The 20,393-nt window shown below is 42.5% G+C and carries 14 protein-coding genes; 4 read left to right on the top strand and 10 right to left on the bottom strand.

Annotation, left to right across the window (positions count from 1 at the left end; all coding sequences use genetic code 11):
* Nucleotides 1-20: 20 nt before the first annotated feature.
* From DD657_RS04265 to mnmL, 3 genes are all read right to left on the bottom strand, one after another.
* Entirely contained in the window at nucleotides 21-683 is a 663-nt protein-coding gene (locus DD657_RS04265) for an aspartate kinase (RefSeq protein WP_118773135.1), read from the bottom strand.
* A gap of 109 nt (nucleotides 684-792) precedes the next feature.
* Nucleotides 793-1,287 (bottom strand): prolyl-tRNA synthetase associated domain-containing protein, encoded by a 495-nt coding sequence (locus tag DD657_RS04260; protein WP_021987552.1) that lies wholly within the window; start codon nucleotides 1,285-1,287, stop codon nucleotides 793-795.
* A gap of 104 nt (nucleotides 1,288-1,391) precedes the next feature.
* The gene (gene mnmL / locus DD657_RS04255; protein ID WP_287048632.1) at nucleotides 1,392-2,324 is read right to left on the bottom strand and encodes a tRNA modification radical SAM protein MnmL/YtqA; all 933 of its coding nucleotides are present in this window, start codon (nucleotides 2,322-2,324) and stop codon (nucleotides 1,392-1,394) included.
* A gap of 324 nt (nucleotides 2,325-2,648) precedes the next feature.
* Here mnmL and ppdK point away from each other — a divergent pair, with 324 nt between their 5' ends.
* Nucleotides 2,649-5,381, top strand: a complete 2,733-nt coding sequence (gene ppdK, locus DD657_RS04250; protein ID WP_021987554.1) for a pyruvate, phosphate dikinase — start codon at nucleotides 2,649-2,651, stop codon at nucleotides 5,379-5,381.
* 150 nt (nucleotides 5,382-5,531) lie between these two features.
* Here ppdK and DD657_RS04245 read toward each other — a convergent pair whose 3' ends face one another.
* The 4 genes from DD657_RS04245 to DD657_RS04230 form a co-directional block, all read right to left on the bottom strand.
* Entirely contained in the window at nucleotides 5,532-6,707 is a 1,176-nt protein-coding gene (locus DD657_RS04245) for a TolC family protein (protein ID WP_287048630.1), read from the bottom strand.
* 3 nt (nucleotides 6,708-6,710) lie between these two features.
* The gene (locus DD657_RS04240; protein ID WP_287048628.1) at nucleotides 6,711-9,821 is read right to left on the bottom strand and encodes an efflux RND transporter permease subunit; all 3,111 of its coding nucleotides are present in this window, start codon (nucleotides 9,819-9,821) and stop codon (nucleotides 6,711-6,713) included.
* A gap of 54 nt (nucleotides 9,822-9,875) precedes the next feature.
* Complete coding sequence (locus DD657_RS04235) at nucleotides 9,876-11,024, bottom strand: efflux RND transporter periplasmic adaptor subunit (protein ID WP_287048626.1); 1,149 nt, start codon at nucleotides 11,022-11,024, stop codon at nucleotides 9,876-9,878.
* Nucleotides 11,025-11,146: 122 nt separating this feature from the next.
* Nucleotides 11,147-11,566 (bottom strand): DUF6769 family protein, encoded by a 420-nt coding sequence (locus DD657_RS04230; protein WP_021987558.1) that lies wholly within the window; start codon nucleotides 11,564-11,566, stop codon nucleotides 11,147-11,149.
* A 312-nt stretch (nucleotides 11,567-11,878) separates the two neighbouring features.
* Here DD657_RS04230 and DD657_RS04225 point away from each other — a divergent pair, with 312 nt between their 5' ends.
* A complete protein-coding gene (locus tag DD657_RS04225) occupies nucleotides 11,879-12,571 on the top strand; it encodes a hypothetical protein (RefSeq protein ID WP_021987559.1) in 693 nt (230 codons plus the stop codon).
* An 85-nt stretch (nucleotides 12,572-12,656) separates the two neighbouring features.
* On the opposite strand, the gene DD657_RS04220 is transcribed toward DD657_RS04225, so the two are convergent.
* On the bottom strand, nucleotides 12,657-15,158 hold the full coding sequence (locus tag DD657_RS04220) for a TonB-dependent receptor (RefSeq protein WP_287048623.1): 2,502 nt from the start codon (nucleotides 15,156-15,158) through the stop codon (nucleotides 12,657-12,659).
* 300 nt (nucleotides 15,159-15,458) lie between these two features.
* On the opposite strand from DD657_RS04220, the gene DD657_RS04215 reads away from it, so the two are divergent.
* On the top strand, nucleotides 15,459-16,160 hold the full coding sequence (locus tag DD657_RS04215; protein WP_287048621.1) for a response regulator transcription factor: 702 nt from the start codon (nucleotides 15,459-15,461) through the stop codon (nucleotides 16,158-16,160).
* Between the two features lie 6 nt (nucleotides 16,161-16,166).
* Nucleotides 16,167-17,540: a sensor histidine kinase gene (locus tag DD657_RS04210; RefSeq protein ID WP_287048620.1), complete on the top strand. Its 1,374-nt coding sequence runs from the start codon at nucleotides 16,167-16,169 to the stop codon at nucleotides 17,538-17,540.
* A 69-nt stretch (nucleotides 17,541-17,609) separates the two neighbouring features.
* On the opposite strand, the gene DD657_RS04205 is transcribed toward DD657_RS04210, so the two are convergent.
* Together DD657_RS04205 and DD657_RS04200 are read right to left on the bottom strand one after the other, a co-directional pair.
* Nucleotides 17,610-19,007: a sugar porter family MFS transporter gene (locus DD657_RS04205; RefSeq protein WP_021987563.1), complete on the bottom strand. Its 1,398-nt coding sequence runs from the start codon at nucleotides 19,005-19,007 to the stop codon at nucleotides 17,610-17,612.
* Between the two features lie 35 nt (nucleotides 19,008-19,042).
* The gene (locus DD657_RS04200) at nucleotides 19,043-20,149 is read right to left on the bottom strand and encodes a DUF4434 domain-containing protein (RefSeq protein ID WP_021987564.1); all 1,107 of its coding nucleotides are present in this window, start codon (nucleotides 20,147-20,149) and stop codon (nucleotides 19,043-19,045) included.
* Nucleotides 20,150-20,393: the final 244 nt, after the last annotated feature.

Raw genomic sequence — 20,393 nt, 5'->3', positions numbered from 1 at the left:
TTACCATCTCACCGGGCAATTCACGCCTTTTTTCCCATATTCTTTAATACCACGAATGTTTTGTCTATCAATGTATTATCCACAACAACAGTAAACTCATTGGTCGAAGAAATCACTTCCGTAAGATTAATACCTTCCCAGGACAGCTCCTTCATAATACTATAATAAAAACCGGGCTGCATACTATTCCCTTTCGGTAACTTCAACGTGACAGAAGACAACGCATTCTGTTTAAACAAACAAACCTCATCTTTAAAATAATTGAGTATCAGCTCCTCCATCGTATCGCTCACAACAAGATTCGTCTCAAAAACCCCCTGTACCATCGTATAGAAAACCTCCTCATTCCTCACTAATTTTTTCAATACCTCAATATGACACTCCAACAAGGTAGATGAATTTTTGAAAGTATAATCACATAAATTACTCCGTAAAATAATATCCCCCATATTATTCAACAACTTATTCAACTGCACTTGTTCCCGGATCTGTAAATAGGGTGCCAACCGATTTAACGACATTACAATTGCTCCGGTATTCACTTCTTTCTGCAACATTTTTTCCACTTCAGGCTGTAATTGCCGGGCCAATGCAGAAACATTAATAATGCCGGCAGCTAAAGACTCTGACAGATAAGGACGATGTTTTACAATTTCTTCAACCGCATGTGAAATACTTATCATGATCTATTCTGTTTAATTTTCAACAAAAATACAAAATTCCTTTATATGATACGTCCTTTATACCAAAAATTATACAGTTTTTCATTTCCGGCAAACAGCCTGCATGGTGTCAGTAAAGTTTTATCCATTCGTAGCCATTCCCCGTAGCATCCATATAACGGATAAAATCCGCCGTTCTGATTGCTAAAGAAGCCCGGTTATCATTCGGATGGAAAGATAACTTCCCGGCCTGTTTCAAATTTTCGTCCAGAAATACATAGACATGATGCTCACTATCGTTGACCAAACCGAAAGGACTCACCGAACCGGGTTTCAACCCCAGATATTTCTCCATTCTCTTTTCAGAGGCAAAAGATAATTTTCCTTGCTTCAACAGATGTTCCAGATCGTGTATAGCCAGCGCCCGGTCACAATGAAAAATAACCAGGTAATGCCGGTTTCCTTTGTGATTCCGAAAAAATAAATTCTTACAATGTGTACTATCCAGATTTTTCCAGTATTGACGTGCAATTTCTATCGTCGGCGCTTCCGGATGCTCCAGATAATCAAATCCGATACCTAAATCTTTCAGCGTATCGTATACCTTTTGTTGTCCTATCATCATTCCCAATAATTTGAAGTATACAATTTTATCATTTTCAATCTTAACTTACCCCGCAAATTACACACTGGGACGGACTCATTGTGTAATTTTTCCTTCTAAAATCCTCAGTAGCTCTGTGGTTCTGAAAATTTACCCTGCCACACATCTTTCTCTTCCAGCTTTCTATCCAACTTAGCTACAAATTCAAAATTTTTGATGCCCCATTTAGGCGCCAGCAAATACGCATCGGGAGCCTGATTGACAAAACGTTCCAAATAAACATCCGGGCGGATATGTCCGATAACATCGGCTACAAAATCAAGATACTCCTCCAATGAATACAACCGGAATTGAGACGGATTCAGTAAATATTCCTCGGCCATGCGTGTACCCCGGATAATCTGTAACTGGTGCAGCTTCAAAACATCTACAGGCAGATTACATAACCGGACAGCTCCGTTCAGCATCGAATCCCGGGATTCCCCCGGTAACCCGAAAATCATGTGAGCACCGATGCGGATTCCCCGCCCGGCAGTCCTGCGAATAGCAGTTTCAGCATCCGCAAAAGTATGTCCCCGGTTTATCGTACGCAATACATCATCATTAGCCGATTCTACACCATATTCGATACATATATAATTTTCCCGAGCCAACAGCCCGAGATAATCCAGCACTTCATCCGTTACCGTATCCGGCCGGGTACCGATCACCAAACCGATCACCTTCGGATGTGCCAGGGCTTCTTCATATCTCTGTTTCAACACGGCCAACGGCGCATAGGTATTGGAATAAGCCTGAAAATAAGCCAGGTATTTCTGACCTTGATATTTATGATCAAAAAAACGAATCCCTTCTTCAATCTGACAGGTTATCCCCTTCACAGCCCTGCAATAATCCGGATTAAAACTCTCATTATTACAAAAGGTACATCCGCCTTTCCCTTTGCTCCCATCCCGGTTCGGACAGGTAAATCCCCCATCTATCGACAACTTCTGAACCCTTTCCTGAAACAAGGTTTTAAAAAAGGACGGGTAATCACGATATCTCTTTTCCGTCATGCTTATTTCTAAATTTTTACGCAAAAATAGCTTTTTCCGATGAAATCCGTTTTCTATTTTCCTTTTCTCCACAAATAAAGTTATTTCATTCTGTTACATCATTTTACAACATTCTTTTATTTACAACGTTTTCATAACAATATTTCTGAAAAACAAGATACATTATTTCCATTTCTCAATAGAATAATTTATATTTGCGCACCTGAAAAAATGCGAAGGTCTCACAACCGATTGCATTGCGAATCAGAACTTTAATAAAGAAAAAATTCTATAATCATAAATCACATTCCGATCAAAAGGAATTTTAAAAAATCGAAAACAATTATGAGCACTAAGTACGTTTACACATTCGGAGACGGAAAAGCTGAAGGTAAAGCAGACATGAAAAATCTGCTTGGTGGTAAAGGTGCCAACCTGGCAGAAATGAACCTTATCGGTCTGCCTGTACCTGCAGGTTTCACGATCACAACTGAAGTTTGTACCCTTTACAATCAGCAAGGAAAAGACGCTGTTATCAAATTAATCGAAAACGACGTTAAAGCCGGAATTGCACACATGGAAAAAATCATGAATGCCAAATTCGGTTCTAAAGGCGAAGCTTTCCCGTTAATGGTATCTGTACGTTCTGGTGCCCGTGTTTCCATGCCGGGTATGATGGACACTGTATTAAACCTGGGTATCAATGACGACGCCGTGAAATTATTGGCTGAAAAATCAGGCAATGCCCGCTTCGCATGGGACTCTTACCGTCGTTTCATCCAGATGTATGGTGATGTTGTAATGGGTGTTGCTGCCGGTAAAGGCGAGCACAATCCGTTTGAAGTGGAAATCGACAAGCTGAAAGAAGCTAAACATATCAAAAACGATACGGACTTTACGGTAGAAGACTTACAGGTATTGGTTGAAAACTTCAAGAAAGTGGTAAAAACCAAAACCGGAAAAGATTTCCCGACTTGTCCGTGGGAACAATTATGGGGTGCTGTTTGCGCCGTATTCGATTCATGGATGACCGAACGTGCCGTTCTGTATCGCCAATTGAATCAAATTCCTGAAGAATGGGGAACTGCCGTTAACGTACAGTCTATGGTTTACGGTAACATGGGTAACAATTCGGCTACCGGTGTTGCATTCAGCCGTGACGCTGCTACCGGAGAGGATATCTTCAACGGAGAGTATCTGATCGATGCCCAGGGAGAAGACGTTGTTGCCGGTATTCGTACCCCGCAGGAAATCACCATCGAAGGTTCACGTCGTTGGGCTAAACTGCAAGGAGTATCCGAAGAAGAACGTAAAACCAAATTCCCGTCATTGGAAGAATCTATGCCGGAAGCGTACGCTTCTTTAAATGCTGTTCAGGAAAAATTGGAAGATCATTTCCGGGATATGCAGGACATGGAATTTACCATCCAGGACGGTAAATTATGGATGTTGCAGACCCGTAACGGAAAACGTACCGGTGCTGCCATGGTGAAAATGGCTGTAGACATGCTGAAACAAGGTATGATCGATGAAAAAACGGCTTTGTTACGTCAGGAACCGGCTAAATTGGACGAACTCCTTCACCCGGTATTCAATAAAGAAGCATTGAAAAAAGCACACACCATTACCAAAGGTTTACCTGCATCTCCGGGTGCTGCCTGCGGTCGTGTCGTATTCTTCGCTGACGAAGCAGAAGAATGGAAAAACAGAGGTGAAAAAGTAGTTTTGGTGCGTTTGGAAACTTCTCCGGAAGACCTGCGCGGTATGAATGTATCCGAAGGTATCCTGACTGCCCGCGGAGGTATGACTTCCCACGCTGCTGTTGTTGCCCGCGGTATGGGTAAATGCTGTGTATCCGGTGCCGGAGACATCGTTGTCGACTATGCTAAGCGTAATTTCAGCGTTAACGGAACCTGCGTAAAAGAAGGCGATTGGATTTCTCTGAACGGTTCTACCGGTGAGGTTTACCTCGGAAAAGTGGAAACCGAAGACGCTACTCTGGATGAAGATTTCACTGCGATCATGAACTTAGCAGAAAAATATACCCGGATGTATGTACGCACGAATGCCGATACCCCGAAAGATGCCCGCAAAGCCCGTGATTTCGGTGCTAAAGGTGTCGGCCTTTGCCGTACGGAACACATGTTCTTTGAAGGACACCGTATCGATGCTATGCGTGAAATGATCCTTTCTGACACAGTAGAAGGACGCCGCGATGCTTTGAACAAGATCCTGCCGATGCAGAGAGGTGATTTCGAAGGTATCCTTGAAGCTATGAACGGACTGGGCGTTACCATCCGCTTGCTCGACCCGCCTTTGCATGAATTTACGCCGAACGAACCGGCTTCACAACAATATATGGCTCAGAAATTGGGAATTCCGGCAGAACGCATCAAAGAAAAAGTAGATGCTCTGCATGAATTCAACCCGATGTTGGGTCACCGTGGTTGCCGTTTGGGTGTTACCTATCCGGAAATTACCGAAATGCAGGCCCGTGCCATCATCGAAGCTGCCTGCAATTTGAAACAACGTGGCCTGGATCCTCGTCCGGAAATCATGGTTCCGTTGGTAGGAACTGTAAAAGAGTTGAAACAACAGGCTGAAATCATCCGCCGTGTTGCCGCTCAGGTTTTCGAAGAAAAAGGATGTAAAGTAGACTATAAAGTAGGTACGATGATTGAAATCCCGCGTGCCGCTATCACCGCCGATCAGATCGCAGAAGTGGCAGAGTTCTTCTCATTCGGTACCAACGACCTGACACAGATGACCTTCGGTTACTCTCGTGACGATGCCGGCAAATTCTTACCGGAATACATCAAGAAAGGTATCCTGAAAACCGATCCGTTTGCCGTATTGGATCAGGAAGGTGTAGGCCGTTTGGTTGAAATGGGTGTTCGTCTGGGACGTAAAACCAATCCGGACCTGAAAGTAGGTATTTGCGGAGAACATGGTGGAGAACCTTCATCGGTTATCTTCTGCGACTCTGTAAACATGGACTATGTAAGCTGCTCACCGTTCCGTGTGCCCATCGCCCGCGTAGCTGCTGCTCAGGCTGCTATCATGCATGCTAAAAAGTAATATCGAATATTACACCCTCAAATAGCAAGGACTTCCCGGTTTCGGGAAGTCCTTGTTTGTTTACTCATTTTCCAATATATTTTATTCCGAATTAAAAATTTATGTTCTGAATTGTATTCCTAGAATCCTATCCCGAAGTACCGGCACTTTTTACAGTTCCACAGCCGATAAGTCGGCCTGTGCCTTTTCAAAATCACGTTCCGCCGCCAAGGTCTGGTTGACCATATCATAATACAGACCTATTTCGACGATGTAGTCCAAAAGGGATATCTCACCTGCATTCAACGCTTTCATCAGCAACTCCGTATTATTGAGTGCAGTCAGGGATTTCCGGTAATTATCGGCTGTTTGTTTCAAACCGTCAGCGCGTGTGTAAAGATTCCGCAATTGATCGTAAAACTGTTGCTTATTTTCTACCTGCCGGGCTTCCGCAGCTACAACATTCGCCTTGGCCTGTTTTACGCGGCTTTTGTTCCCCCACAAAGGAATAGAAACACCGAAACTGATCCCCTTGTAATTTTGTCCGGTCGTATTTTCAGACATATAACCCACCGAAAAGTCAGGCAAACCGGATGCTTTGCTTAATTTTATTTCACTCCGCCCCACCTCTATTTCTTGCCTGACATATTGTAAAACCGGATTATTTTCTTTAGCGGAAGTATACCAGGTTTCAAAATCGGCAGGCAAAAGTACATTTTCAAAGCTACTGTCTTCAAACACGATATCTATTCCCCCGTTCAGACGCTTCAAATCGGATAAAAGTATATTTCTTTCTATATTTACCCGAGACAATTCACCTTGAACCACCGACAGATTCAATTGTATTTTATTGTATTCCAAAACATTGACATCTCCCTGATTCAATCGTTTTTGATAAGCATCAGCTATCGTCCGGGCATGTCGGAGACGCAATTCCAACTCTTTCCGAAGAGCGTTGTAATACACCAAATCGATACAATATTGCTTTGCTTCAAGAAGAATATTCAAACGATCGGATTTATATTGCAGATCGACTAACCGGTTTTTATCGTCCGCCAGCCGGCTCTTCATCCCCGTAACGGTAGGAATATCAAACGTCTGTCTGACACTGAAATCTTTCCGGCTGCTGACATTCCCGGGACGTCCCCACAAGTAATTGAATTCCAACTCAGGATTAGCCAGGTAAATACCGGTCCGGTTTCCAAGATGCTGTGCCTTCACTTCCTCCCGCAAAGTTTTTAATGTCGTATTGTTCTCTTCTATGGAAGAAAGAATCTCTTTTATATTATTCCGGGCGTAAAGCGGTATGCTCGCCAATATCGCCACTATTATAAAAATTGTTTTCATGATTTACTTTTCAATTAATTCTGTTGTTTCAGATCTTTTCTCTCCATGCCGGTTCAGGTACAAGTACATAATAGGAATAATAAAACCATTCAAAACCGTGGAACTCATCAAACCACCCAAAATGACTTTCGCCATCGGACTCTGTATCTCATTGCCCGGCAGATCTCCTCCTAAAGCAAGAGGTATTAATGCAAGTCCCGACGTCAACGCCGTCATCAGGATCGGATTCAAACGGTCCAGTGATCCTTGCACAATACTTTCACGTAAAGGCATTCCCGATTCCCGCAAACTATTGTATCGGTCTATCAAGAGCATTCCGTTACGGGTAGCGATACCGAACAAGGAAATAAAACCGATGATGGCCGGGATACTCATAATACCGTTCGTAAAATAAATACTGATAACCCCGCCGATAAGAGCCAGAGGCAGATTCAGCAAAATCACCAACGATTGTTTTACATTCCTGAATTCCTTAAAAAGCAACAGGAAAATAATTACGATAGAAAATATCGATGCAATAAGTATGATGCGTGAAGCCGCCTGCTCACTCTCAAATTGTCCGCCGTATTCAACATGATAGCCCTCCGGCAAATCGATTTCATTACTGATTTTAGCCTGGATATCATTAACTACTCCCCTTAAATCCCGGCCTGAAACATTAGCGGAAACGACAATCTTACGGGCTACATTTTCCCGACTGATGGTATTGGGACCTGTAGATGAAATGACATCGGCAATACTCTCCAAGGGAACTTTCCGTCCGTTGGCATCGACAATCAACTGCCGGATACGTCCGGCACTTTCACGGCTCACATCGTTCACCTTCAAGGTAAGATCAAACGACTTATTTCCTTCATACACTTGTGATACAGCTTCACCTCCCAGCATAACATTTACCATATCTGCAAATTGCGGAAGTGTAACACCGTATTTGGCAAGCATTTCCCGCTTAGGTTCAATCCGGAGTTGAGGACGTTCTACTTGTTGTTCCACATTCAGATCAGCTATGCCTTTCACATCCTGAATCGAAGTTTTTATCCGTTTACCGATTTCATGCATTTTATTCAGGTCCGTACCGAATAGCTTTATGGCAATATTCGCTCTTGTACCGGACAACATGGCATCGATACGATGGGTAATGGGAGCGCCGATCTCAATGTTTACACCGGAAATCATTTTGATTTTCTCCCGGATTTCGGCGAGAACCTCATCTTTCGAGCGTTTACCGAGTATAAAAGGAGCCTCGATCTCCGACGTATTTACTCCCAAAGCATGCTCGTCCAATTCCGCACGTCCGGTTTTACGACCCACAGTTTGTATTTCCGGAACGGAAAGAAGAATATTTTCCGCCATTCGACCGATCTTGTCCGACTCTTCGAGTGATACTCCCGGCAAGGTACTGATGCTTACCGTAAACGAACCTTCGTTGAAAGGGGGCAGAAAACTGCGTCCAAAGGAAGAGAGCATAATTACAGCGAGAACAAAAACGACACTTATACCTCCCAATACGATTTTTTTATGCAAAAGCGTCCATTCCAAAGCCCTCTCATACCCCTTTTTCAGTTTCCGCACCAAATAAGGTTCCCGTTCCGTTTTGCTTTTGGAATTCCCCAACAAATAGGTGCAAAGAACGGGAGTCAGGGTAAGAGCGACAAAAGTAGAAGCAAACAATGAAATAACGAATGTGATCCCCAGCGGAGCCAGCATTCTGCCTTCCATGCCGGAAAGGAAAAACAACGGCACAAAACTCGCCACGATAATCAATGTGGAATTCAGGATCGGCATACGTACTTCTTTCGAAGCTTCGAACACAACGGTAATAACACTTTTCCGTTCCTTTTCCGGCTTCTGACGATTCTCGCGAAGCCGTTTGAAAACATTTTCAACATCCACAATAGCGTCATCGACCAGCGAACCGATAGCAATGGCGATCCCCCCCAGGCTCATGGTATTGATTGTCAACCCCATAATTTTCAGTGTAACAAGAGCTACAATAACAGACAGTGGAATTGTAATAAGCGAAATAACCGTTGTACGAATATTCATCAAAAAGAGAAAGAGAACGATTACTACGAATATTCCTCCTTCATACAAAGATTTTTGTACATTATCGATAGAACTATTGATAAAACGCGACTGACGAAAAATATCGGTCGTCACCTTCACATCTTTAGGCAAAGTCTTTTGTAACTCGGCCAGCAACCGATCCAATTGATCCGTCAATTCCAGCGTACTCGTAGCGGGTTGCCTGGTAATCGTCATCAGCACAGCTTCTTTTCCATGATCAGACGCCAGTCCCAGTTTAGGAGCCTTGGCTCCGATCCTGACTTCAGCAATATTTTCAAGGACGATGGGTACTTCATTTACATTTTTAATAACCGCTTTTTGCAATGCCTCTACTTTATTGGTAGACAGAATCCCACGAACAATAAACTCATTCCCGAATTCATACAACACACCTCCGGAAGCATTCTGATTCATATCCTTGACAACTCCAATCACTTCATCCAAGCCAATGCCGTAATGTTTCATTTTACCGGGATCGAGAAGTATCTGATATTCTTTGATATCTCCACCCAACACTGTAACCTGCGCCACACCTCCGGTAGAAAGCAGACGGGGACGAATCGTCCAGTCTGCCAGCGTCCGTAAATCCTGTAAGGAAGTCGTATCGGCCGTCAAACCGATAATCATCAGTTCCCCCAATATGGAAGACTGAGGTCCCAAAGTCGGCTTCCCCACATTTGAGGGCAATACATCTCCTACGACAGCCAACTTCTCAGACACAATCTGCCGGGCTCTGTAAATGTCGGTTCCCCAATTAAATTCGACCCATACGATAGAAAAACCGGTTGTAGACGAAGAACGGACACGACGTACATCGGTAGCACCATTCACTGCTGTCTCCACCGGAAATGTAACCAGACGTTCCACCTCTTCAGGTGCCATACCTTTAGCCTCTGTCATAACGACGACTGTAGGGGCATTCAAATCGGGAAAAACGTCGACTTCCATGTTTGTAGCGGTATAAGTACCGGCCAATATCAACAAAACGGCACCTATGAGAACAACGATACGGTTGTTCAGAGAAAATTCTATTATCTTATTCAGCATGATTTTTTCTTATTAATTGAAATTTCACAAACATTCTGTATGCCTGCCGTTTCATCAATGATCATGGCCTTCCGGAACTACCGATGAATTTGCTGCCAGCTTCACCTGATAAGCACCTTTGATCACGATTTTATCTCCCGGCTTTAAACCGGACAGAACTCTAACTTTTTCTCCATTACTTGCTCCGACGACAATTTCACGTTTCAAAAACTCCTCCTCTCCGACCTGTATATAGACAAAATACACACCTTGTTCTTCCGTCAGGGCCGAGGTTGGTATCGAGAGTACATCGTTCTCGGGTGTAGCCAATAAAAAAACTTCAACGTAAGAACCGGGTATAATATCCCCCCGGTTATCAAACTCGAAAATGACGGGAATATAAAACGACGTTTTATCCGAAGCTTTTCCGAACGATAACAAACGACCGTTCAAATCCGACAGTTTATAGACTTCATTATTGTAAGACACGACAAAATTTGCATTGGTAATCTTTCTGAGCGCATTAAAATAATTTTCCGAAACATCGGCTCTCAATTGCAATCTTTTATTTTGAGCAATAACTGCAACAGGCTGTCCTACGGACACATATTCTCCTTCACCGACCAATCTGCTCTTGACATAACCGCTAATGGGAGACGTAACCTTCACACCGGCAACAGTCACATTAGCCGCCTGAGCCTCGTAAACTGTCCGGGCATTTTCGTATCTCATACGTGTTTGCTCGAATTCCTTGGCTGAGATAATCTTGTCTTTAATCAACCCCTCAGAACGTTTTAACTCTTTCAAAGCCGTCTCGTAAGCAATTTTAGCCTTAGCCACAGGATCCCCTTCGTACAGATTTTTAGCAGAAACGGTCACAATAGTCCCTCCCCTGGTAACCGCCGAACCTTCTATGACAGACTGCCCCGGAAATGAGACAATCCCGTTGGTAGTGGCAACGACCGTCGCTTCATCCCCCTGCGCCGCTTGTATTTGTCCGCTCGTTCGGATTACCTCATGGAAAAGTTCCGGTTTTATACTTTGTACAACCAATCCGACAGCTTCAGATTGTTCTTTTGAAAAAAAGATTTCATCGCCGTGCTCATGACCGTCTCCCTGTGCATGAAGTTCTGCTGAAGACGATGCTTTTTCATTATTCGGCTTATTATTGCAAGCCATTAAAGTGACAGACAAGGTCAATATGATAAATATATACTTTTTCATTTTTTGTTATTTTATAATTAAACAGAATGGGGTATACCGATTTGACACCCGGAGTAAAAGTGGATAAATTACTTTCCCTGAAAACTCTAAAGAGAAACCTGTAATCGGTAAAATGATGTGCCTTAAAAAAAGTAATAAGGAGGGGCTCGCAAACCACGGCTATCTCCGAGTAAGGCCGAAGTGCAGGAAACTCCGTATTCACCGTACATAACTTCCCGGTACAATTGCACCCTAACGCGAACCAAGCATCCGGTAAATGCAGAAAAAAACAGAAAAAAAGACAAGGAGTACCCCTCGTTATAGGAAACAAGCTCGTCCTTGTTTGTATTGGACAATACATATTCCGCATCGGCAATGCAGTTGATTTCCCTGCTTTCACCGGACTCCTGTCCTGTATGCTCATCATTATATGCATTGTCCTGTTCGCATCTTTCCACGACCGTACACAACACCTCCCCGTGGTGATGATGCGGCATAGCAGAAATCACCACAATCGATAAGATCGCTATGACTATGGGTACTATGGAAAATATACGTTTCATTCTTTTTCTTAATTACGGTGTAAAAATAAAAGAGAAAACCTGCAACTAAGTTGCAATCTTTACAGCCTGCCATCGTATGGAAACACTCGTGCTACAGACATTTCAAGAGTAATTCAACGGAATGCCTGTCTGTTAACCGCAGATCGACCTAAAAAGCCACTCCTTACTCCTATTACATCTTCAAAGCTGAACTTATGGTTCTGGAAAACAATGACAGCAAAGAAGCCTTATATTACACGGAAAAAGAAAACCATATAAAATAAAATACTATTTTTACGGAAATATTACATAAAGCATTTTAGCGATATTCATATGTCAAAGAAACACAATAAACGGATCGTATCAGATTTTACCAGATACACAAGAGAATTGTCGATCGTAATCATCGGCGTTTTAATAACGCTTTTAATAACGAATATTATATCTGACAGAACAAAACACAATGAAGTAAAAAGAGCATTGACACTCGTTAAAATAGAGTTGGAAAAAAATTTGCATCAGATCGGACTGGCACAACAAAAATGGGAAACAGAGCAAAGGATATATAACCTCATCAAACAGCATATCGATAAGATAGAAGAATTGCCGGTCGATACGCTTGAAAGGTATATGAAAGTCATCGGAGATAAGCACTCTTTGGCTGCCAGTAATGATTCATACGAAGTACTTAAGTCGTCTTTACTGATGCAATACATAAAAGACAAAGATTTTTTAAGTGAGTTATCCAAAACGTACGGAAACATCAGTCTGATCGACAATAAGCTGAACAACTATACCAATACAAAAGGAAACGGCCTGAATCACATGATAAATAACATAGACAAAATCAGCCTTGAAAAATGGACAAACGGCAGCGTTTACGATTTTTACTCCATCCCTCTCAATGACAATGTCTTCAGACTATTCATTTATACCGGCAATACACTGATATCCTCCGACGAATTTGAGAAATGTAAAAATGAAATTAAATCTATAATAAACGAGATCGGTAAACAAAGTAATTGACTTCAATTACCAATACGAACCCGTTACTTCATACAAACAGTCCGGAAAGTAAAAGGTTCCGGACTGCTTTTTCAACCAATCCGATCTATTTCTTCCCTCCCATATTTCCGGTTCCTCCCATTGCTCCGCTTTCCTGAATATTTTTTACATCATCATTCGTAATGGTACGGGAAACTTTTTTCACACGTTCGGAAAGACTGCCGATACGCCAGGATACATTTACGGCAAACGATCTTACGGTCATTCGGTAATCGTCCTTTGTCCGTAAATACGGAGTCTGGGTTTTATTCGTATAAGTGCGGTCTTTTTCCAAAAAGTTGGCTGCCGACAATGTCAGATTCAAACGATCTTTCAGGAAGGCTTTATTCAGACTCACACTATAATAATAGGCGGACATCCCTTCTCCTTGCAAAGAGATAGCGGGCAAAAAATAACCTCCGTTCAGGCTCAACCGAAACCCATGATTGAAACCTTGCTGTGCACCCAGATAAATACTCCCGGTCATTCCTTCGTTACTCATCCCTTTCGTATAGGGATTTCCATGATTTCCGCTGCTGTATTTTACATAATTCAAATTTCCGTTGAGATATATCCGGGCCCGGGGACTGGCATTCCAATTCACAAAAGCAGTCATACCGACCGATTGATTGTTGCCGATATTCCCGTATGTCGTATTTAACACCCCATCGGCATCGATAAACTGGTACTGATTGATGCTATTGTTCGTAAAACTATACAAAGCTGCCAGATTAATATTGAACTTTTGGGAGAAACTACTGAAATTCAAGGTTACATTGTGATTCTTCTCCGATTCCAGATCAGAATTACCGTACCTGACATCCAAAGGGGTAATCACTTGACGGAAAGGATTCAGGTAACTGATTCCCGGACGGCTGATACGCATATTATAAGTCAGCTGCACGGTCCGGAACATACCGGGCTGCCAGGACAATACCACCGAAGGAACAACATCTGTAAAGTTTACATCGAAATTTTCATCTTTATCCGTGTTAAAACGTACCTTCTGTGCCGTATGTTCCATACGAATCCCGGCTTTCATGCCTATCTTACGATATTTCAAACCATAACTGGTATAAGCTGCTATTATACGCTGCAAATGCTCGTAATCCTCTGAACTTTGTAACGGATCGGGCTGCCAGTCTCCGTCCTCCGTCTCTTTAATCCGGTAATCGCCTTTACTGTCGTTATTTCTGAAAATATACTTTACCCCGGCTTCAATTGTATGAAATTTAGCAAAAGTATTGACATAATCTCCCTGCACCGTATGTTCCCGCGTAGATGCCTCATTACTCCTGTCCTGGTAACGGCTCAATTGGTTCAGAAAAGGATCGTCTCCTTCCAAATCGTAAATATGATAAAATGATCCGAAATTCTTAGGAGTGCGATCGAAACGGTAGGAAAGCGTAAAAAATTCCTGCTTATTCCGACGAGCCGTATGCTGATAATCGAGGGTAACGGTCTGTGCTCCCAAATCCGTATTTGCTTTTCCCTGCTGACGATAAGCATAAACCGGATCTCCGCTGTTATTATTCATCCAGGTGCGGGAATTCATATCCATTTTTACATTCCCTCCGTACAAATTTCCGGAAAGAGTCAGTAAATTCAACGAATCGATTTCGTAACTGGCCTCTATTACGCCATAATGCAAGGGCAAACGTTGTTTCATCTCATTCCTCGTATACAGGAATTTCCGGGCCGGATCGGTCAGGTCCTCCCGGATTGAAGTAGCCAAATTAGCCGGAGCTTTATAGTATTGGTACCCATAATTAGCCGATAACGACAACTTTCCCGCTTTAGCCGAAATGTATGCACCGGCATTGGTACCAAAACTGTTCACACCAGCATTCAAAGTCGCCATAAACCCCTCCATTCCGCTACCGCCCATTACAATATTGATAATACCACCCACTCCTTCCGCATCATACCGGGCTCCCGGATTACTGATTACCTCTATATTTTTAATACTGCTGGCGGGCATCCCTTTCAAAATCTGCCCCGGATTATTCGTTAATAAATTGGATGGCTTACCGTTAATGAAGATCCGATAATCCGTATTCCCGTTCAGACGGATATTATCTTCTCCGTCAACAGTTACACGAGGTACCTTCCGAAGCATATCCAATGCCGTATTTGTTTTAGAATCGGGATCGTCAGCCACACTGTAAGACAATTTATCTACATCGTTTTTTACCAGTTGCTTTTGTACTTTTACAACGGCTTCCGATAATTCATTCGATTCATTACTGATTTTCAATTTTCCCAGATCGATTATCTTTTCGTCACCTTTTATCTGAAACTCCTGTTCCAAAGGTTTCCGACCAACATAAGTCAAAGTAAACAAATAGGCTCCGGGAGTTTGTAATTCAAACTGAAACATACCGTTTACATCCGTTACCAACATCTTGACAGGATTTTTCAGATCCGTTTTTTTCAGTACCCGGATGGTTGCATAAGGTTCGGTTTCTCCCGTAATCGAGTCGACGACAATACCCTTTACCGTATAAACGCTTTGTGCAAACAAAACCAACGGACACATCATACACAAAAGAAAAAGCATCTTTTTCATAACTATCATTTTATTTTTAAATCATTTTTATTCATTTCCCTCTATTTTCGAATCCCCGAAAGCATAACCTTTCTCTATCGGTCCTGTACAAAAATACGACACCAACCTTACCCGGACTTTACAACTTCCTTACATTTACCTTACATTTTCGCCTCATCCTTCTTACATGCTCAACATAAAACACTGACTGCAAATACATTAAGCGCAATCACATTTCCTTACATGATTTTTCCATCCTGATCAGGTATAGTTTAAAAACAGAAGATTGTATAACTTTGTCATAACAAGAACAAAAAATCTATGAACCAGATATCCGATCATTTGAAAACCAAAAAGATATTATTGGTTGACGATGAACCTCAATTACTGAAAATGACAGAAGGAATATTGCATGAAGCCGGATTTTATAATATCATAACAGCCGACTGTGTAAAAAGAGCCTTGGCAATATGCGGAAAGGAACAGCCGGACCTGGCTATACTCGACGTCATGCTTCCGGACGGAAACGGATACAATATATTACATGAAATCCGACAAAATTCCGATATCCCTGTTCTTTTCCTGACGGCCTGTGACCAGCCGGAAGATATATATGCCGGACTGGATGCCGGCGGCGACGATTACATGGTAAAGCCTTTTTTACCTAAAGAATTGATATTGCGGATTACAGCTATTCTGCGACGCTGTTATAAAAACGATAAATCACAGCTGCAATTGGCTCACGCTGTTATCGATTTTGAGAAAGCGGAAGTAATCCGGCAAGGAGAAATATTTCCTCTGACAGCAAAAGAACATGCCATCCTCACCACACTAAGCAAAGCAGCGAACCGGATTGTTACAATCGATGCCCTCTGTAATGCAGCCTGGGGGGACAATTTATACGGATATGAAAATTCCCTGATGGCACACATCCGCCGGATCCGGGAAAAAATAGAAATCAACCCCTCTGCTCCCGATTCACTGATTACCGTCAGAGGTCTCGGTTACAAATTAATGGTATAACAACTTATGAAAGGATTCCAGAAACTAGCCAAAAGAACCATACGTCAGACACTTCTGATGATGCTTTTCCTGTTCATATCAGGTATTCTTACTTATGTATTGATTTTCGGTTATTACTTTTATGTACAATTCTCACGTCACACCCCTTCGGAGATACTCAGAACAGTAAGCAAAGGGCTTTACCATAACAACGACTCCATTCAATTGGACAGCACCGGCATTCGTATCCTGGACGAATCCGATACATGGGCAATACTCGTAGACAACAATAACGGAAATGTCATCTGGAGTCATGCGCTTCCAGACAATATCCCTACACATTACACCCTATCGGAAATCGCTTTATCCTCCAAAAACTACCTGAAAGGCTACCCAACCTTTATATGGACACACGACGACGGACTGATTATGATCGGCATGCCGAAAGAGCGGTATACGCCTTTACGGGGTTATTTACCGGCTAGCTTAATCCGGGATATGCCCTGGCTCACCCTGTCTTCTTATATCATTCAGTTAATTACCCTGTTGCTCGTCTTCTATTTCTTCGAACGACGGACATTCCGCTCTATGCGCCCTATCCTGAAAGGATTACAGGATGTTGCTGACGGTAAAGACCTGCATGTGAAAGAAAAAGGGACCTTTTCGGAAATTGCCGCTTACCTTAACCGGACTTCTGCATTACTAAAGAAAAGGGCAACAGTGCGGGAAAACTGGCTGGCAGGAGTTTCACACGACATCCGGACACCTTTGGCCTCCATTCTGGGATATTCCGGACAAATCGAAACCGATAAATCGCTGCCGGAAGATGTAATCCAAAAAGCCACAATCATACGTAACCAGGCTGTCAGATTACGGGAACTGATCAGTGACCTGAACCTATCTTCCCGTCTGGAACACGACGACCGCCTCATACAACGCGAAATCTTCGGTATCGCTCCTTTCTGCCGCAAAATTATAGCCGAATTTCTAAACGATTATGCCGATGAAAATTATCCGATACATATTGAAATCAATAAATCCGTTCAAACGACACAAATAAACGGTTCTCCCAATCTGCTGAAACGAAGTATCTACAATTTATTATTAAACAGCATAAGACACAATCCGACCGGATGCACCATCACATTCCGGCTGGAACGGACCGATCACCAGTGTAAAATATCAATTACAGATGACGGAATCGGATTACAAAATACATTACTGGAAAAACTAAAAAAAATCCAGGGTAAAGAAGCGGACTCCACTCTCCTTTCAGGCCAGGAACACGGATTAGGGCTTTACATCGTATGCCAGATCATAAAAATGCACAGCGGCAACATTACCTTCTCAACCAACACCCCCTCCGGATTCCAAACCTCCATTTATTTACCGATATTATAATAATACCGGGGGAAAGCCCTGAAAGCCTTCCCCCGATACACCTAATACTAAAATAAACTCAAATCATCATCACTTTTCCCACATTTTTTCAATTTCTTCCAATGATTTACCGGTAGTTTCCGGAACCAGCTTCCAAATAATAAGCATATAAGGCACGCACATAACTGCAAATAATAAAAATGTTCCGGCCGGACTGAGATGCTGTAACATCCAAGGAGTTAACTGACCGATCAGATAGGTTCCTATCCACAAGGAAAAACCGGCAATAGACATCGCTATTCCCCGTACTTTTATCGGATACATTTCTGAAAGCAATACCCAAATCACAGCACAAATCGATACGGCACAGCAAAAAATATAAAACAAGAAAAAAATCAACAGGAAAATACTGGAAATCCCCAGGTTTTCTCCCATCGTAAAATAAAATGCAATCAGTATCAAAGACAGGATCATACCCGAAACACCGTAGTATACCAATTGTTTTCGTCCGACTTTATCGATAATCACCAATGCCAATACAGTGGTCAGCATATTTACAACCCCCACCATTACCTGGTAAAACAAGGAATCTCCTCCGGACAAGCCACTGCTTTCAAAAATAGCCGGTCCGTAATACAATACGGCATTCACTCCCATAAATTGCCCGAGTATAGCAATACCGACTCCAATCAGGACAGCTTTCAGTATCCCGGGTTTCAAAATCAATTTCCATTCGGATTTTGTTGCACTCTTCACAACTTCCCGGGTAGCGTTCAACTCCTCTCCGGCCATTTCATCCGAACCGTAAATCCGTTTCAGAATACGATGGGCAGACTCCGTATGCCGGCGAAGAATCAGCCAACGGGGACTTTCCGGAATAAAAAATATAACCCCAAAAAACAAGATAGCCGGCAAGGCTTCCATCCCCAGCATACCTCTCCATACTTCTGTATAAAAAACCTGATTCCATAAGGATACTCCCGATACACTACCAACAGAAGCATTGTTCAATAACGCATAATTGACCAAATAAGCCCCGAGGAAACCGACGGTTACAGCCAACTGATACAAAGAGACCAAACGCCCCCGGTAACAGGCAACGGAAATCTCCGATATATATAAAGGTGAAATAATAGAAACAACACCTATACCCACACCTCCGATAATCCGATATACGACCAACTGATTAAAATTTCCACACACGGCACAACCGACTGCTGATACGGTAAATAAAACAGCTGAAATAAGCATTGTTCGCTTTCTCCCCAAATAATCACTCATCACTCCGGCACACAACACGCCGACAATCGACCCGACCAAAGCACACCCTACATACCACCCCTGCTCTATGGCATCTAATGAAAAAAGCTGGGACACCTGAGCTATGGTCCCGGAAATGACAGCCGTATCGTAACCGAAAAGAAATCCACCCAAAGCAGCCACAACAGCCAGAAAAACAATATAACCGATGTTTATCCCTGATTTCATATCAATATCTCTACTTTAATTTTATTTATCCAGAATCAAATCTCAAAATACTCCCGGTATCTGTCGTACAAATGACCGGCTTGCAGATAGGCTGACTGCGGACTCATAAAATGTGAAAATTCAAAGGTAATCGCTTTATCGTATCCGGCTCGTTTTGCAGCTTCCAACTTCAAACGCAGCTTATCGAATTTAATCGGAAGAAAACGGATCGGCATATCCCGGTCGAAAGATTCGGCATTCGTCCAACACTGCATACCGTATTTATCTGCCAATTTTTTATTTACCTCAAAGAAAGCATCCAGCTCATCGTAATCGATATGTCCGTCCTGAAAAGCACAAGCATCTACAACGTCATGAATACCCGAAAAAATTTCTCCCCACTCCCGTTCATGTTCCTGCACCGACACGGCATCTGCTTTTGTCAAAGTACTTCCGCTCGCCATCACGGCCTTTTTTCCATCTATCCAGGGAGAAATAAATGTAGGCAATCCACCGGAAACTTCTTTACACTGCTTGCCCATCGCATGAAAAGCCCCGATAGCCCCTTTTGTCTTGCGGCTGATCTCCCCGCTGATATACCAACCTCCGAAACTCTTATGCTTAGAACCGTAATCTTCCCATACCTCATCTATTACATACTTGTTATCCTCTACTTCCCAGCTTAAATCACCCGTATCCCAATATTTACCTGAATCATAAAGACCGAAATAAAACTTCATCCCGTGCTTATCCGCCAAACGTAAAAATAAGTCCAGCAAATCCATCGACGGCATATAGCACCCTTTCTTCAATAAATATTTCGAAGGATAAGTAATAAATTTCCGATAACCCGAACGAATCATAATGACCGTATCTATCCCTATTGCTTTCATATATCCGAAATCCGCATCCCATTCCTTGGCTCCCCAATTTTGATGAGGAATATCATGAGAAATCTCATCCAAAAAAGTTCCGGTTATCTGCAAACCGTTATTTTTAGGTACGATCAGATCACCGGAAGCCAACAAAGCCGACTCCGTTTCTTTTGATTTAGCAACAGCACCCGCACATCCACCCAGTACAGACGGTACAACCAATGCAGAAGCCCCAGCCACTGCCATTTGTTTTAGAAAATCCCGACGATTATTTATTTTTGCACACATATTTATTGAATTTTTTTAATAATTCAGCCACACAAAGATATACATATTTATTAAAAAACAAGGATTACATACACTTTTTTACTAATATCCTACAGTATCACCCACTGATATTCAATGTATGGTTTAATTATTTATGATGTTTAATTATTTACAGTTCCATCTCATCCCAAATCAATAATCGCTCATTTCAACCTGAAAATACATCTGCAGAATCCACTGATCCAATCGTAAATCAAAAATCGTA

The sequence above is a fragment of the Culturomica sp. genome (genome assembly GCF_003524185.1).
Taxonomy (GTDB): Bacteria; Bacteroidota; Bacteroidia; order Bacteroidales; family Marinifilaceae; genus Culturomica; species Culturomica massiliensis.
Note: the sequence above shows the minus strand (reverse complement) of the source record. Positions and strands in the feature narration are given on the sequence as shown.